This window comes from Cronobacter muytjensii ATCC 51329 (assembly GCF_001277195.1).
In the GTDB taxonomy this organism is placed as follows: Bacteria; Pseudomonadota; Gammaproteobacteria; order Enterobacterales; family Enterobacteriaceae; genus Cronobacter; species Cronobacter muytjensii.
This window is the reverse complement of sequence record NZ_CP012268.1, coordinates 4,110,047-4,126,826: the sequence shown is the minus strand read 5'-3', so window position 1 is coordinate 4,126,826 and position 16,780 is coordinate 4,110,047. Positions and strand designations below refer to the sequence as shown.

The 16,780-nt window shown below is 52.3% G+C and carries 13 protein-coding genes and 1 pseudogene; 11 read left to right on the top strand and 3 right to left on the bottom strand.

Going from position 1 to position 16,780, the window contains the following annotated elements:
* Window positions 1-51: 51 nt before the first annotated feature.
* Window positions 52-693, bottom strand: a complete 642-nt coding sequence (gene pyrE / locus AFK63_RS18860) for an orotate phosphoribosyltransferase (RefSeq protein ID WP_038866543.1) — start codon at window positions 691-693, stop codon at window positions 52-54.
* Between the two features lie 64 nt (window positions 694-757).
* The gene (gene rph / locus AFK63_RS18855) at window positions 758-1,474 is read right to left on the bottom strand and encodes a ribonuclease PH (protein ID WP_038866542.1); all 717 of its coding nucleotides are present in this window, start codon (window positions 1,472-1,474) and stop codon (window positions 758-760) included.
* Between the two features lie 125 nt (window positions 1,475-1,599).
* Between rph and AFK63_RS18850 the strand changes: the two genes are divergently transcribed.
* Together AFK63_RS18850 and AFK63_RS18845 are read left to right on the top strand one after the other, a co-directional pair.
* On the top strand, window positions 1,600-2,463 hold the full coding sequence (locus AFK63_RS18850; protein ID WP_038866540.1) for a YicC/YloC family endoribonuclease: 864 nt from the start codon (window positions 1,600-1,602) through the stop codon (window positions 2,461-2,463).
* Window positions 2,464-2,670: 207 nt separating this feature from the next.
* Window positions 2,671-3,288, top strand: a complete 618-nt coding sequence (locus AFK63_RS18845) for a trimeric intracellular cation channel family protein (protein WP_038866538.1) — start codon at window positions 2,671-2,673, stop codon at window positions 3,286-3,288.
* Between the two features lie 60 nt (window positions 3,289-3,348).
* Here AFK63_RS18845 and ligB read toward each other — a convergent pair whose 3' ends face one another.
* Window positions 3,349-5,049 carry an NAD-dependent DNA ligase LigB gene (gene ligB, locus AFK63_RS18840; protein ID WP_038866536.1) on the bottom strand — a complete coding sequence of 567 codons (1,701 nt, stop codon included), beginning with the start codon at window positions 5,047-5,049 and terminating at the stop codon, window positions 3,349-3,351.
* Between the two features lie 258 nt (window positions 5,050-5,307).
* Here ligB and gmk point away from each other — a divergent pair, with 258 nt between their 5' ends.
* From gmk to AFK63_RS18800, 9 genes and pseudogenes are all read left to right on the top strand, one after another.
* Window positions 5,308-5,931 carry a guanylate kinase gene (gene gmk / locus AFK63_RS18835; RefSeq protein WP_038866533.1) on the top strand — a complete coding sequence of 208 codons (624 nt, stop codon included), beginning with the start codon at window positions 5,308-5,310 and terminating at the stop codon, window positions 5,929-5,931.
* Window positions 5,932-5,985: 54 nt separating this feature from the next.
* A complete protein-coding gene (gene rpoZ / locus AFK63_RS18830) occupies window positions 5,986-6,261 on the top strand; it encodes a DNA-directed RNA polymerase subunit omega (protein ID WP_000135058.1) in 276 nt (91 codons plus the stop codon).
* 19 nt (window positions 6,262-6,280) lie between these two features.
* Entirely contained in the window at window positions 6,281-8,401 is a 2,121-nt protein-coding gene (spoT, locus tag AFK63_RS18825) for a bifunctional GTP diphosphokinase/guanosine-3',5'-bis pyrophosphate 3'-pyrophosphohydrolase (RefSeq protein WP_038866530.1), read from the top strand.
* Between the two features lie 4 nt (window positions 8,402-8,405).
* Complete coding sequence (gene trmH, locus AFK63_RS18820; RefSeq protein ID WP_038866528.1) at window positions 8,406-9,095, top strand: tRNA (guanosine(18)-2'-O)-methyltransferase TrmH; 690 nt, start codon at window positions 8,406-8,408, stop codon at window positions 9,093-9,095.
* A 3-nt stretch (window positions 9,096-9,098) separates the two neighbouring features.
* Window positions 9,099-11,177: an ATP-dependent DNA helicase RecG gene (recG, locus tag AFK63_RS18815; RefSeq protein WP_038866525.1), complete on the top strand. Its 2,079-nt coding sequence runs from the start codon at window positions 9,099-9,101 to the stop codon at window positions 11,175-11,177.
* A 395-nt stretch (window positions 11,178-11,572) separates the two neighbouring features.
* Entirely contained in the window at window positions 11,573-12,103 is a 531-nt protein-coding gene (locus AFK63_RS20880) for a fimbrial protein (protein ID WP_081642096.1), read from the top strand.
* A gap of 450 nt (window positions 12,104-12,553) precedes the next feature.
* Window positions 12,554-13,261: a fimbrial biogenesis chaperone gene (locus tag AFK63_RS18810; RefSeq protein ID WP_038866523.1), complete on the top strand. Its 708-nt coding sequence runs from the start codon at window positions 12,554-12,556 to the stop codon at window positions 13,259-13,261.
* A gap of 9 nt (window positions 13,262-13,270) precedes the next feature.
* Window positions 13,271-15,728 (top strand): annotated as a pseudogene (locus AFK63_RS18805) (fimbria/pilus outer membrane usher protein).
* Window positions 15,728-16,711 carry a fimbrial protein gene (locus AFK63_RS18800; protein WP_071603757.1) on the top strand — a complete coding sequence of 328 codons (984 nt, stop codon included), beginning with the start codon at window positions 15,728-15,730 and terminating at the stop codon, window positions 16,709-16,711. Before AFK63_RS18805 ends, AFK63_RS18800 begins: the two are co-directional and overlap by 1 nt.
* Window positions 16,712-16,780 lie beyond the last annotated feature (69 nt).

Sequence of the window (16,780 nt, the reverse complement as noted above, 5' to 3'; positions counted from 1 at the left end):
ACGCAGAGCAGGAAATGTAAAAAGGCCGGATATCCGGCCTTTTATTTTTTATCAGACGCCGTATTGCTGGCGATACGCCTCTACCGCCGCCAGATGGTTCGCCATCTCCGGTTTCTCTGACAAATAATCAATGAGGTCGTTGAGTGTAATAATGGCAATGACCTGGCAACCGTAATCCCGCTCCACTTCCTGAATCGCGGAGAGTTCGCCGCGTCCGCGCTCCTGCCTGTCCAGCGAAATCATGACGCCCGCAAGCGTCGCGCCATTCGCCTGGATTATCTCCATCGATTCACGGATCGCAGTGCCTGCGGTTATCACGTCATCCACCAGCATGACGCGCCCCTGAAGCGGGCTACCGACCAGGCTGCCGCCCTCGCCGTGATCTTTCGCCTCTTTGCGGTTAAAGCAATACGGCACGTCACGCTCATGATGCTCGGCCAGCGCGACCGCCGTGGTGGTAGCGATAGGGATGCCTTTATACGCAGGGCCGAACAGCAAATCGAAATCGATGCCGGAATCGACCAGCGCCTCAGCATAAAAACGGCCCAGCAGCGCCAGATCGCGCCCGGTATTAAACAAACCGGCGTTAAAGAAGTAAGGGCTCTGACGCCCGGATTTCAGCGTGAACTCACCAAATTTAAGCACCTGTTTGTTAAGGGCGAATTCAATAAACTGGCGCTGATACGGTTTCATGGCTTTGCTCCTCAGATAGCATATTGCAGGCATAAAAAAGGCGACTCTTCAGTCGCCTTAAAAATCAGTTTGCTAACGCCGCCTTCTGCGACGCGATGATCGATTCGATTCCCCCGCGGGCCAGCGCCAGCAAGGTGAGTAACTCCTCATGGGAGAAGGGCTCGCCTTCCGCCGTGCCCTGCACTTCAATCATACGTCCGTCTTCGGTCATAACGACGTTCATGTCGGTTTCTGCGGCAGAATCTTCGACATATTCCAGATCGCACACCGCTTCGCCCTTGACGATACCTACCGATACTGCCGCCACCATGCCTTTCATCGGATTGGTTTTCAGCTTGCCGGCAGCCACCAGCGCGTTCAGCGCGTCGGCCAACGCAACGCAGGCACCGGTAATAGAGGCGGTGCGGGTGCCGCCATCAGCCTGAATCACGTCACAGTCCAGGGTGATGGTGAATTCACCGAGCGCCTTGAGATCTACCGCCGCGCGCAGCGAGCGGGCAATCAGACGCTGGATTTCAAGCGTACGGCCGCCCTGCTTGCCTTTTGCTGCTTCACGGGCGTTACGGGTATGGGTGGAGCGCGGTAACATGCCATATTCGGCGGTGATCCAGCCCTGGCCCTGACCTTTCAAAAAGCGCGGCACGCCTTCTTCAATGGATGCGGTGCAGAGCACTTTGGTATCGCCAAACTCAACCAGCACGGAGCCTTCTGCGTGTTTAGTGTAATGACGGGTCAGGGTAACTGGGCGCACTTCAGATGCGCTACGGCCTGCTGGACGCATGGGCTTATCTCCGGCTTGTTAACGAATGTGGCTGCGCATTATACGGGCTGAAAGCGCTTATTCCTATCATGAGTGACCGGTGGTAGCTATAATCCCCTCATTCATTTCAGAAAACGGGTACTTCTATGATCCGCAGTATGACCGCCTACGCCCGGCGAGAAATTAAGGGCGACTGGGGCAGCGCCACCTGGGAGTTGCGTTCAGTGAACCAGCGCTACCTGGAAACTTATTTCCGTCTGCCGGAGCAGTTCCGCAGCCTGGAGCCCGTGGTGCGCGAACGCATCCGTACCCGTCTGACACGCGGCAAAATCGAGTGTAGCTTGCGCTTTGAACCCGACGCCAGCGCACAGGGTGAATTGATCCTTAACGAAAAACTGGCGAAACAGCTGGTTTCTGCCGCTAACTGGGTAAAACTGCAAAGCGACGAAGGCGAAATTAACCCGGTCGATATTTTGCGCTGGCCTGGCGTGATGGCCGCCCAGGAGCAGGATCTGGACACCATCGCCGCTGAGATCCTCACCGCGCTGGACGGCGCGCTCGACGATTTCATCGTGGCGCGTGAAACCGAAGGCCAGGCGCTGAAAGCGCTTATTGAGCAGCGCCTGGAAGGCGTAAGCGTAGAAGTCGCCAAAGTGCGCGCGCATATGCCAGAAATTCTCCAGTGGCAGCGCGAGCGCCTGGTTTCAAAACTCGAAGAAGCGCAGGTGCAGCTTGAAAATAACCGCCTGGAACAAGAGCTGGTAATGATGGCGCAGCGCATTGATGTCGCTGAAGAGCTCGACCGTCTGGAAGCGCATGTTAAAGAAACCTATAACATCCTGAAGAAAAAAGAAGCGGTAGGCCGCCGGCTGGACTTCATGATGCAGGAGTTTAACCGCGAATCTAACACGCTGGCGTCAAAATCTATTAATGCCGAAGTAACTAACTCCGCCATTGAACTCAAGGTATTGATTGAGCAAATGCGCGAGCAGATCCAGAACATTGAGTAATCCTTAAAGGGCCTGTCAGGGCCCTTTTTTCGCCGGCTATAGTTCCGGGATGCCCTACGCCGTAAACCTTTTCCCCAACCGAAACACGAATTCGTCCTTGCCCTTTCACCTTAGAAAATCTAATCCGAAACTCCTTACTTTAGAAAATATCAATCGTTCCGCCGTGCTCTAATCGTTACCCTTCCCGGGCTGCTACCGGAGGAAACGATGTTATTACATGTGCTGTACCTGATTGGAATTACCGCGGAAGCGATGACCGGCGCACTGGCGGCCGGGCGTCGCCGGATGGACACCTTTGGCGTCATTATTATCGCGACCGCGACCGCGCTTGGCGGCGGCTCTGTCAGAGACATTCTGCTGGGACATTACCCGCTCGGCTGGGTAAAGCACCCGGAATATGTCGTGATCGTTGCCGCGGCGGCAGTCGTTACGACCTTCGTTGCTCCTCTGATGCCTCATCTGCGACGCCTTTTCCTGATTCTGGATGCGCTGGGGCTGGTCGTTTTTTCAATTATCGGCGCGCAAATCGCACTGGATATGGGTGAAGGCCCAATCATCGCTTCCATAGCCGCTGTGGTGACAGGCGTCTTTGGCGGCGTATTGCGGGATATGTTTTGCAAACGCATTCCGCTCGTATTTCAGAAAGAGCTCTACGCCGGTATTTCTTTTACCTCTGCGGTGTTGTATATCGCGCTGGAGCACTATATCTCCAGTCACGACGTTGTGGTGATAGCAACTCTGCTGTTCGGTTTTACCGCGCGTCTGCTGGCGCTGCGCTTTCGTCTCGGCCTGCCGGTTTTTCATTACCGTGCTGAAACGCACTGACGATTACGCCCGTCACGGTTCTTTCGCCGGTAAATGAGCCTGAACTGACAAGCCGCATCATCATTCCCCGGCGGGGCCTGGCAGTTCAAACCCAGCGATTTTCTGCCGGGCCAGCCACTGCGCCAGTGCTGTGATATCTGGATGGTGGATATAACTGACAATCTGGCGTGCCCTTTCTGCGCCAACGCCTGGGAGCTGTTGCCAGCTATGCTCATTGCGCGTCTGAAGCTGATGCCAGTTATCGTCAGTGAGAGCCAGCCAGGCACGTGCCGGTAAGGGGAGCCCCAGCGCTTTCACCCAACGCTGAAACGGTTGTCGCCGCGTAAGGTTAAACTGATGCCAGAGCTGTGCTGCGCGACGGGCGCTAAAGCCCGGCGTCTGTTTCAACGCATCGTTACTAAGAGCAAGCCAGGAAAACAGGTGTGCGAAATGGTGGCTGCGCCACAGCTGACGCCATGTCGCCTCACCTGCTCCTTCTATCCCCAGTATAGATTCACCACTAAGCCAGACAAGACGGGCAATAAACTGTTCCTCACACATCTGTGACGCGTATAAACAGCTCAGCGCGTCAAAGCGAGCCGCCGGTGGTTCAGGCTTATTACGCTGCGTGGGCCGCCAGATGACGGCATCAAGCCGTGGGATCCCTTGCCCTGCCAGACTCACCTGTACCTGATCGCCTTCGGCAAGATCCAGTCTCTCCCAGCGCGCCAGAGACCCTATGCTCACTTTCGTGACTTGTTTGTCATCCAGCGCAACGGGCTCAAGCTGGGCTACCACACTTATCTTGCCGGTTCGACCCACGGCAAAACGTAACGCCTTCACTTCCGTAATCTGTTTCACTGGCGGATATTTCCATGCCGCTACCCAAAAACCCTCCCCCGGGCGCCAGCTTTTTCCGGGCGGCTCGTGGGACGCACGAATGACTACGCCATCGGTGACAAACGGCAGCGCCTCACTGAACCACCGTTCACGCCAGCGGGCAACGTCTGCCGCCGTATTGACCGGCTGGCTCCAGGTTTTCGCCAAAGGAAACCCACCTTCCGCCAGTATGGCAAGGCGCGCTTTCATCTCCTGCGGGCCATCCGGCCATGCCCAGATTAAGATATCCAGATCGTCAAGAACCGCAGACGCCGCGTTGCGCATCATCGCACCTGCCACGCGAGCGCGCGCATTAACGCCACCATCGTACTGCTGCCGATGCCCTTCACGCCGCAAAAAGAGCTCACCCTGCAATACGCTGTCGGCAAGCTCGCCACCAACCTGCTGAGGAATAGCGGGAATATGGCGCGCTCGCGCTGTCCAGTCTTCGCCTTGCAGCCCATTGCCACGGCTAATTACCTGCTGGAGCTGGCCATTGCGGTAAACCAGAGAAACAGCCACGCCGTCCACTTTCGGTTGTACCCAAAGATCCGTTTTTCCCTGCATCCATTGGGAAAGCGACGCGGCATCTCTGAGTTTTTGCACACCAGTATGCGCCACAGGATGTGGCGTTCGTCCCGCCGCCACAGACGCAGGGGCATCGTTGACCGTAGCCAGCGAAAAACAGCCCTGCCACTCTTTTAGCCGCTGACGCATACCGTCATACACCGCGTCGCTGACTTTATTTTCGCCCCGCAGCCAGTAGGCCTCCTCCCAGCGCGCCAACTGGCTTTGCAATGCCTTGACCTCCTGTTGCGCCTGCGCAATGGTCCAGTCAGGGCAGACAGCGTGGGCGCAACCACATGTCAGGCTCATCCAGAACAAAGTAATCGTGATGCGCACATTTCACCCCCTTCGCTTTCCTGAAGAGACGGTAATACATGGCGCTTTTCTGAGGCGACACAGACTGTTGGGTTTTACGAGAGGTTTTCCGGGGTATTTCGTCTGTTGCATAAACGAGACAATTTTTCTGGATAATGTCTCGCAAAATCGCGCAAAGAGGCGCTAACCCTGCGACAAAGACTGCGCCAGCGTAGCGCGACGTGTATAATAAGGCGGTATACGCACCTCTATTCGCATACCAACAGACGTAAATACCACATGGCTCAAGGCACGCTTTATATTGTTTCCGCTCCCAGTGGCGCGGGTAAATCCAGCCTTATTCAGGCTTTTTTAAAGACGCAACCGCTCTATGACTCACAAGTGTCGGTGTCGCATACCACCCGCGAGCCGCGTCCTGGCGAAGTGCATGGGGAACACTACTTTTTCGTTAATCATGATCGTTTTCGAGCGATGATTGCCGAAGATGCGTTTCTTGAACATGCGGAAGTGTTTGGCAACTATTACGGGACGTCGCGCGCCGCGATTGAACAGGTGCTGGCGACCGGCGTAGATGTTTTCCTGGATATCGACTGGCAGGGCGCGCGGCAAATCCGTGAAAAAATGCCGCACGCGCGCAGTATTTTTATCCTGCCGCCATCAAAGGAAGAGCTTAACCGCCGCCTGCGTGGTCGTGGTCAGGATAGCGAAGAGGTGATTGCAAAGCGTATGGCGCAGGCCGTAGCGGAAATGAGCCACTATGCAGAGTACGATTACCTTATCGTTAACGACGATTTTGATACGGCGCTGTCTGACTTAAAAATCATTCTGCGCGCCGAACGTCTGCGTATGAGCCGCCAGAAGCAGCGACATGACGCTTTAATCACCAAACTATTGGCAGACTGAGCGTAGTTTCAGTATCATGCCCAGTCATTTCTTCACCTGTGGAGCTTTTTAAATATGGCACGCGTAACTGTTCAGGACGCTGTAGAGAAAATTGGTAACCGTTTTGACCTGGTACTGGTCGCCGCGCGTCGCGCTCGTCAGATGCAGGTAGGCGGCAAAGATCCGCTGGTACCGGAAGAAAACGATAAAACCACTGTTATTGCGCTGCGTGAAATTGAAGAAGGTCTGATTAACAACCAGATCCTCGACGTACGTGAGCGCCAGGAGCAGCAGGAGCAGGAAGCCGCAGAACTGCAGGCCGTTACCGCAATCGCTGAAGGCCGTCGTTAATAACTTGTGCGGGTAGCCCTTGTATCTGTTTGAAAGCCTGAATCAACTGATTCAACAATACCTGCCTGCGGACCAGATCAAGCGTCTGCAGCAGGCTTATCTCGTTGCACGTGATGCTCACGAGGGACAGACACGTTCAAGTGGCGAACCCTACATCACTCATCCAGTAGCCGTGGCCTGTATTCTGGCCGAAATGAAACTCGACTATGAAACGTTGATGGCTGCGCTACTGCATGATGTGATTGAAGACACGCCTGCTACCTACCAGGATATGGAACAGCTGTTCGGTAAAAGCGTTGCCGAACTGGTGGAAGGGGTTTCTAAGCTCGATAAGCTGAAATTCCGCGACAAAAAAGAAGCGCAAGCCGAAAACTTTCGCAAAATGATCATGGCGATGGTGCAGGATATCCGCGTCATTCTGATCAAACTCGCTGACCGTACCCATAATATGCGCACGCTGGGCTCGCTTCGCCCGGATAAGCGTCGTCGTATTGCCCGTGAAACCCTTGAGATTTATAGCCCACTGGCTCACCGCCTCGGTATTCATCATCTGAAAACCGAACTGGAAGAGCTGGGTTTCGAAGCGCTCCATCCTAACCGTTACCGCGTTATTAAAGAGGTCGTTAAGGCCGCGCGCGGGAATCGTAAAGAGATGATTCAGAAAATCCTTTCTGAAATCGAAGGACGTTTACAGGAAGCGGGTATTCCATGCCGCGTCAGCGGTCGCGAAAAACACCTCTACTCCATCTATTGCAAGATGGTGCTGAAGGAGCAGCGGTTTCACTCCATTATGGATATCTACGCGTTTCGCGTGATCGTAAAGGATGTCGATACCTGTTACCGCGTGCTTGGCCAGATGCACAGCCTTTACAAGCCTCGCCCCGGCCGAATGAAAGATTACATCGCCATTCCAAAGGCGAACGGCTATCAGTCGCTTCATACCTCCATGATTGGTCCTCATGGCGTGCCTGTCGAGGTGCAAATCCGCACCGAAGATATGGACCAGATGGCAGAAATGGGTGTCGCGGCGCACTGGGCTTATAAAGAGCATGGCGAAAGCAGCACCACTGCGCAGATCCGCGCCCAGCGCTGGATGCAAAGCCTGCTGGAGCTTCAGCAGAGTGCGGGCAGTTCCTTTGAATTTATCGAGAGCGTTAAATCCGATCTTTTCCCGGATGAGATTTACGTTTTCACGCCGGAAGGGCGCATTGTCGAGTTGCCGGCAGGCGCGACGCCGGTCGATTTCGCGTATGCGGTGCATACGGATATCGGCCACGCCTGCGTGGGCGCTCGCGTAGATCGCCAGCCCTATCCGCTCTCCCAGTCGCTTTCCAGCGGTCAGACGGTAGAAATTATCACAGCGCCAGGCGCTCGTCCGAACGCCGCCTGGCTGAACTTTGTCGTGAGCTCCAAAGCGCGTGCCAAAATCCGCCAGATGCTGAAAAACCTCAAGCGCGATGATTCGGTAAGCCTGGGTCGCCGTCTGCTGAACCATGCGCTGGGCGGCAGCCGTAAACTGGCGGAAATCCCGCCGGAACACATCCAGCGTGAACTGGAGCGCATGAAGCTCGCCACGCTTGACGATCTGCTGGCGGAAATCGGCCTTGGCAACGCGATGAGCGTCGTGGTTGCGAAAAACCTGCTGCAGGGCGAAGCGGCCACCAGCAATCAGCCGAGCGTGCCGGCATCAGGTCACAGTCATCTGCCGATTAAAGGCGCGGACGGCGTGTTGATTACCTTCGCTAAATGCTGTCGCCCGATTCCGGGCGACCCGATCGTCGCGCACGTCAGTCCTGGCAAAGGCCTCGTTATCCATCATGAATCCTGTCGAAATATTCGTGGCTACCAGAAAGAGCCTGAGAAATTTATGGCGGTGGAATGGGATAAAGAGACTGAGCAAGAGTTCATCACCGAAATTAAGGTGGATATGTTTAACCACCAGGGCGCACTGGCGAACCTCACGGCGGCAATCAATACCGCAGGTTCTAATATTCAGAGCCTGAACACTGAAGAGAAAGATGGCCGCGTTTACAGCGCCTTCATTCGCCTCACGGCGCGCGATCGCGTTCATCTGGCGAATATCATGCGTAAAATTCGCGTGATGCCGGACGTGATTAAAGTCACTCGTAACAGAAACTAACTTTATGAATTCTCAGCGTTACGCGCGTATCTGCGAGATGCTGGCCCGGCGTCAGCCTGATCTGACCGTCTGCATGGAGCAGGTTCATAAGCCTCATAACGTCTCGGCTATTATCCGTACCGCAGACGCGGTGGGCGTCCATGAAGTCCACGCCGTCTGGCCGGGAAACCGGATGCGCACGATGGCCTCTTCCGCCGCAGGCAGCAACAGCTGGGTGGAAGTCAAAACGCACCGCACTATTAGCGAAGCTGTGGGCCATCTGAAAGCGCGCGGCATGCAGATCCTCGCAACACATCTCTCTGATAAAGCTGTAGATTTTCGCGAAATCGACTATACGCGGCCGACCTGCATCCTGATGGGGCAGGAAAAAACCGGTATCACTGAGGAAGCGCTACGCCTTGCCGACCAGGACATCATCATTCCGATGATCGGCATGGTGCAGTCGCTCAACGTTTCTGTCGCTTCGGCGTTAATCCTTTACGAAGCGCAGCGTCAGCGGCAAAACGCGGGCATGTACCAGCGTGCCAACAGCGCGTTGCCTGAAGATGAGCAGCAACGTCTGCTGTTTGAAGGCGGCTACCCGGTGCTGGCAAACGTGGCGAAGCGTAAAGGCCTGCCCTACCCTCGCGTGAATGAGCAGGGCGAGATCGATGCGCCACAGTCCTGGTGGGCCACCATGCAGGCCGCGGAGTAAGCGATGCGCGGCCGTCTGCTGGATGCCGTACCGTTAAGCTCACTGACCGGCGTGGGCGCCAGCCAGAGCGCAAAGCTCGCAAAAATCGGTCTGCATACCGTACAGGATCTGCTGTTGCATTTTCCTCTGCGCTATGAAGACCGCACCCATCTTTATCCCATCAACGATCTTCTGCCCGGCGTATATGCCACGGTAGAAGGCGAAGTGCTGAACTGCAATATCACGTTTGGTGGCCGTCGTATGATGACCTGCCAGATAAGCGACGGCACCGGTATCCTGACGATGCGCTTTTTCAATTTCAACGCAGCGATGAAAAACAGCCTGTCGGCTGGTCGCCGGGTACTGGCGTATGGCGAAGCGAAACGTGGCAAATTCGGCGCGGAGATGATTCACCCTGAATACCGTATTCAGGGCGATTTGAGTACGCCGGAAATGCAGGAGACCCTGACGCCGGTTTATCCGACGACCGAAGGCGTTCGCCAGGCAACGTTGCGTAAGCTTACCGAGCAGGCGCTGGAGCTGCTGGATACCTGCGCTATCGCTGAGCTGCTGCCGCCAGAGCTATCGCAGGGGCTGATGAGTCTGCCGGAGGCGTTGCGCACACTACACCGCCCGCCGCCGGATATGAAGCTCGAAGATTTAGAAAGCGGTCAACACCCGGCGCAGCGCAGGCTGATTCTTGAAGAACTGTTGGCGCACAACCTGAGCATGCTGGCACTACGCGCCGGTGCACAGCGTTATCATGCGCTGGCGCTCACTGCGAAAGACTCGCTCAAAAACCAGCTGCTCGCCTCGCTGCCCTTCAAACCGACGAACGCTCAGGCGCGCGTAGTGGCGGAAGTCGAACGCGATATGGCGCTGGATATCCCGATGATGCGGCTGGTGCAGGGCGATGTCGGTTCCGGTAAAACGTTAGTGGCCGCGCTTGCCGCGCTGCGCGCGATTGCCAACGGCAAACAGGTGGCGCTGATGGCACCGACAGAGCTCCTGGCCGAGCAGCACGCTAATAACTTTCGCAACTGGTTCGCACCGCTCGGCATTGAAGTCGGCTGGCTGGCGGGTAAGCAGAAAGGGAAGGCGCGCCAGGCTCAGCAAGACGCTATCGCAAGCGGTAAGGTATCGATGGTTGTCGGCACTCATGCGATTTTTCAGGAACAGGTGCAGTTCAACGGTCTGGCGCTGGTCATCATTGACGAACAGCATCGCTTTGGCGTGCATCAGCGCCTGGCGCTCTGGGAAAAGGGCCAACAGCAGGGCTTTCATCCCCATCAGCTTATAATGACAGCGACGCCAATTCCCCGAACGCTGGCGATGACTGCGTACGCGGATCTCGACACCTCTGTGATTGATGAACTTCCGCCAGGGCGCACACCGGTCACGACCGTTGCCATCGCGGACACCCGCCGTAGCGAGATTATTGAGCGCGTACGCAGCGCCTGTCAGGAGGGCCGTCAGGCTTACTGGGTCTGTACACTGATAGAAGAGTCGGACCTCCTGGAAGCGCAAGCGGCAGAGGCGACATGGGAAGAGCTTAAAGCCACGTTGCCTAATCTTAATGTGGGGCTGGTGCATGGGCGTATGAAACCTGCAGAAAAGCAGGCGGTGATGCAAGCGTTTAAGCAAGGGGAGATGCATCTTCTTGTGGCGACGACCGTGATTGAAGTTGGTGTGGATGTCCCTAATGCCAGCCTGATGATTATCGAAAATCCGGAGCGTCTCGGTCTCGCGCAGTTACATCAGTTACGTGGACGTGTCGGACGCGGTGCCGTGGCTTCCCACTGCGTACTCCTTTATAAATCTCCATTGTCGAAAACCGCACAACTGCGCCTGCAGGTGTTGCGCGACAGTAATGACGGCTTTGTGATTGCGCAAAAAGATCTGGAAATCCGCGGGCCCGGCGAGCTGCTCGGTACACGCCAGACGGGCAATGCTGAATTTAAAGTTGCAGATTTGTTGCGTGATCAGGCGGTTATCCCGCAAGTGCAGCGTATCGCCCGCCATATCCATGAGCAATATCCGGAACACGCACAAGCGCTGATTGAACGCTGGATGCCGGAAACGGAAAAATACTCGAATGCGTAAACAATGCTTCCTGTTTTGACTCCGAAGCAACATATTTACACCGCAAATAATCTATTCCTTTTTTAGAACATCACCAATCAATCCCATCAATTAAACGCCGTCATTTATTTTTAAAATAAATAAAATCAGCTACCCCTCCGAAAAACAAGTTTCGATGCGCAGGTTATACATTGATAAACAATCCCATCACGATAAAAAAAACAGAAAAACACATTCAAGAAAATAATATATTTACTTTTTAAGGGGCGCTACGTTACAGGCGGAGTTTGACTAATTTTACGGGCCCATACTATGATCGAAACAGCCTGGTAATCGTAGAGCTGAACAAGACGAAGTTTGTCATCTGGATTAAATAACTCACGTACAGGGCAGTCGTTATTCAATTACAGGACTCCATGATGAAAAAATTACTGTTAATCGTTGCAGTAGGCAGCGTACTGGCTTCTGCTACAGCTACTGCCGCGGATGATATTCCAGCAACACTAAATATTAGTGGTTCAGTACAGGACAGTACCGGCAGTTGCGCTATAGAGTTGAGCCGATCACTCGTGCATTTACCAAATCAGGATGTTGCCTCTTTACCTGAACAGGGCACTTTCCTCCCGGATGCTGTTGCTCGTGATGCGGTATCTGCCATGTTAACAGGTAGCAACTGCAGTGGTGTTGCGCTTAATTTCATAGGTAATGCTGCCGGAGATGGCTCTGCGCTTAGTAACGCCGATGAAGGGAGTGCCGCTGCTAAAGGTGTTGGCGTAGGTATTTATGATGCAGCAGGCGAAATTATTATGCCGAATGTTAGCTCCCGGTATGCTATGGCAGGCGTTAACAATTATCCTTTCCACCTGGCGATGGTAAAACTAAAAAATCAATCCCCCGCTCCCGGTTCAGTGCAAAGCTCATTGACAATTCAAATTGACCGCATGTAAACAGCATAGGCAATACAGTATTGTGCCGTGTTTGTGCAGCAGCAGGATGCCGTAATGAGAGAGTTAACGTTAATTTCCCATAGGGTATAAAAATTCCACTATTATAATTTCCCTTGCGCTGGAATGAAAATTACGGAAAATATCAATAAACCTAACGCCGCTTGCTAATAAAGCGTAAAACAACATTGGAACATCCCATGTTGTACTTATGCGCTGTATGGAAAGTGTACGGTTGTTTATAACGTTTTTCGTAAAGCCAGCGCAAGAGGGCGCGTTACTCTTTTATGTAGAAGTGGAATTTAAACACAAAGTAAATGGTGTTAGTTCAGTACGATTGTTATTAACGGACCAAAATAAAAGGTTCTACTTTTATTTTTATAAACATATACCTGTGAGTTAAATCTTTGATGATGCACTCCACAGGTCTCTCTCAATTTTTATGGATTGAAAATGAAAAAACTGCTGCTGACAACTCTTTTAACTGCGGCTTTCTGGTCAGGAATGTCCAGTGCTGCATTAACCTTAAATGCTGATCGACTGATTTACAATGAAAAAGATGGAGACGCATCTGTTACTGTTCATAGTAATGAAGAGCGAGCCTATCTTATTCAATCGTGGCTGGATGCTGGCGACAGCACGGTTAAAAAAAACCTGCCGTTTGTTGTAACGCCTCCTTTATTTCGTTTAGCACCTAAAAGCGATAATGTTATACGCATTGTTTATCTGGGCAACGGTTTACCTGCTGACCGTGAGAGCTTGTTCTGGTTGGACGTCAAAGGCGTACCTGGTTTAAATGATGAAGAGTCGAAAGTTGAAAACCGTATGGTGCTGGCGATCAACAACCGCATTAAATTCTTCTTCCGTCCTGAAGGTCTGAAGGGCGATCCGGGTGATGCGGTTAAAAACCTGAGCTGGTCCGTTTCAGGTAATACAGCAAAAGTTGATAATACTTCAGCGTTTTACGTGGTTTTGGACAATATATCTGTAGATAAAGAGTCGATACCGGTTTCCGTTATTGACAATAATACTGTTATCCCACCTTTTGGAAACAAGACTTACCACCTTAAACACACCCCAGCTGCCGGCGCAAATGTCGAGTGGAGTGCTGTTAACGATTTTGGCGTTGCATCCAAAAAATTTACACAACGTCTCAAATAAAAGGGCGTTATGTGCAGCACAAGGATTAAGTGGCTTGCCGCTTTTGTAGCAACGGCAATATTTTCCAGGTCAGTATTAGCAAGTGAATATTTTGACCCGGGCCTGTTACAAGCAGTGAATGGTAACGCAGCTATTAGCGATACCAGCTTGCTGAGCCAAGGTTATCAACCGCCCGGGACTTACCGGGTACACATTAGTGTAAATGGCAGTGTAGTCATGGTCAGTAGCATTCGGTTTGAGTTGAATAAAGAGAAGCAACTTGTTCCATGCCTCTCTTTTAAAACTTATCAGAAGCTGGGGGTGGATATGAGCAAAGTGGATTCCAAAGCACAGGATAATGAAGTTAAAAACACCTGTGAACCGATGGAAGAACAATTGCCGGGTACAAAAACCACTTTTGATTTCTCAAAAATGGCGCTTGAGATTGCTATCCCCCAAACGGTACTACGTGATGAATCGCTCATGGGCATTCCTGAGGAGGAGTGGGACGATGGTATTCCTGCGCTGACCACAATGTACCAACTTTCCGGGCAGCAATATTTATCGCGTAATGACGGCGTTTCAAACTCAGTCTTCGCTAACCTGACTAATGGCGTAAACATAGGACGCTGGCGTTATCGTAATAACTCAACGGTCAGTAATGAGGAAAGCTGGAAGAGCATCAGTAATTATGTGGAAACAGCTATCCACACCTTAAAAGGTGAATTGACTCTGGGCGATGACAGCACAACTGGAGATGTATTTGATAGCTTACTGATTCGAGGTGTACAGCTAAGTTCGGATGATGACATGATCCCGGATCAGCTTACAGGCTTTGCGCCGATTATTCGTGGTATTGCTAAAAGTAATGCGCGCGTAACGGTGCGCGAAAACGGTAACGTTGTTTATCAACGTTCTGTGCCGCCTGGGCCTTTTGTGATAAGCGATCTATCGTCGGTTTCAAATGGCGGAAAACTTGAAGTCGTCGTGACTGAAGCTGACGGCTCTGAGTCACGCAGCACTGTTGCCTATTCCAGCGTCCCACAGCTTCTGCGTACCTGGCAGGTAAAATATAACCTGGCCGTAGGCCACTATCTTTCGTCTTCCGAATCCGGGAATAAAAAACCGGAAATTCTGCAGGCGTCTCTGTCCTGGGGCTTACCGCTTAATACTACCGTGTATGGCGGTAGTCAGTACCATGAAAAATATAAAGCGTTCAGCCTGGGTTTGGGTTTTGATTTTAAGAGCCTGGGCGGTATTGCCGTGGATGTTACGCGTAGCAGAGCGCGCCGTGAAAATACGCCGGAATATACAGGCGACATGGTACGCCTGACTTATCGTAACGATATCCCGGAAACGGATACCCAGATACAACTGGACAGCCGCTATTACCTGCATGACTACTTGTCATTCAGCGACTGGGCGGATTCTGAAACGTTATTTGACGACAAACGCACACGGCGTGAGTACAACCTGACGGTTAACCAGTCGGTAACGGATGCGCATAGTTTCTTTACCACACTGAACCGTAGCGAGAATAAAGATAATTCTGTATCCCGGATGTGGCAGGTTGGCTGGAACGGTTCATACAAAATGCTCAGTTTTTCGCTGGCTTACAGCATGACGCGTAACGAAGGCGATCCGCAATGGGATAAACAGCTGGCGCTGACGCTTTCGCTGCCACTTAGCGAAGTATTCCCGCGCGCTCAGCCAATGGTGAACTATACGGCGACATCAGGTTTGCAGGGCGACTTGTCGAATCAGGTAGGCATCACTGGTAAAGTAGGCGATCGCCAGGATCTGAGCTGGAATACACAACTTTCTTATGCCTCGCAGCATGAGCAGAGTGATACCCAGAGCGGTTCGGCAGGCATCGACTACCAGGGCCAGTATGGCGAGATGAACGTAACCTATAACGCTGATGAAAATCAGTATGTTACCTGGAACGCATCGGGCAGCCTTGTCGCTCATCGTCATGGTATTACCGCTGGCCGTTACTCAAATAACAGCATGGCACTGGTTGCCATTCCAGACACACCAAATGTCGCGCTGGAAGGTGGTCAAAATATCATGACCGATTCGCGAGGTTATGCGCTGGTACCAGATTTACGTGCATACCACCGCAACTCATTAAGTATCGATACGCGGGCCAGTAAAGAGGTTGATTTTACCAGTACTTCTACTCAGGTCGTGCCAACGAAGGACGCCATTGTAATGGCCCAGTTTGTGGCGATAAGTGGTCGTAAAGCTGTGCTTACCGTTAAATACAACGGTAACTATCTGCCATTTGGTGCGCGCGCGCATCGAAGGTAGTGACGAAACTTATTATGTTGGTGACGCAGGTCAGGTGTATTTGAATACCGCGCCCGATAAAGGCGTCGTTCGTTTTACCTGGGGTGATAAGAAACAGTGCACAGCGCCCCTGGAATTACCGGCGAAAAGTGGTGCCAAACTACCGGTCGCCTTACTGAATATCGAGTGCCATTAATGACGATGAAAAAGACAATTTCTCGCTTTGCTAAGGCAGCGATTCTGGCGGCGCTTTTTCATAGCGACCTGACCATGGCGGCAGGGTGCCAAACAGAAAAACGAACCGAGCCGCTTAATTTAACCGTACCGGTTACGGTACAGTTGCCAGCACGTATTGCAACGGAGCCAACCGGCACTGTGCTCTACAGAAAAGAAGCATCCCTGGCACAATTAACCGGCTCGCATCGTGCTATTACCAGCGAATGCCGTGAACAAATCCGTAAGGTATTGAGCGGAAGGATAACGGCTTCCCGGAGCGGTTTTAATACATTCTCCACAACCCTGACTGGTTTAGGGCTGCGTCTGACGGTGATTTATGACAAACCAGGCGCTACGCGCAAAGAATGGGTATTACCTTTCAGCGCACCGATTGCTGATTTATCGCACGCCGCTATCACAACCGATGATATTAAGCTTCGCATCGAGGCGGTAAAAACAGGTGAAATCCAGAGTGGTACGCTGAATCTTCGACTGCCGTCGCTGTTATTCCTGAATGATAACTCGCTGGTAGTGAATATGGCGGTAAAAGTATTAGCGGCGAAGGCACACTGTGCTATTCAGGTGTTAAACCCACAGATTGATTTGCCGCCTATTGATGCAACCGCACTGGAAAACAACGGAGCCAGAAAAAGTCATCCTGTAAACGTTAATTTATTATGCCTGAATACTATAAAAGCCAGCATTAATATTGAAGGTGCGAATAATCCACAACTGCCGTCGGTATTTAAAAATGTAGCTCCAGAAAACCCATCGTCAGGCGTAGGGATAGAAATGCTTTATAATAGCAGCGTGCTATTTCCTGGGAAACCGATGGAAATCCTGTTTCCACAGAAGCAAAGTGGGTTTGATTTACCTCTTTTCGTACGATATGCCAGAACGGGCGAAAAAATCACGAAGGGAAACGTTAAAGCACAAATAACGTTGCACATCAATTACCTTTAAATAATTTTTAAGGAAAAAGAAATATGGAAGTGTAATTACCCTCCTATATAAATAGGATATTGCGCTTCG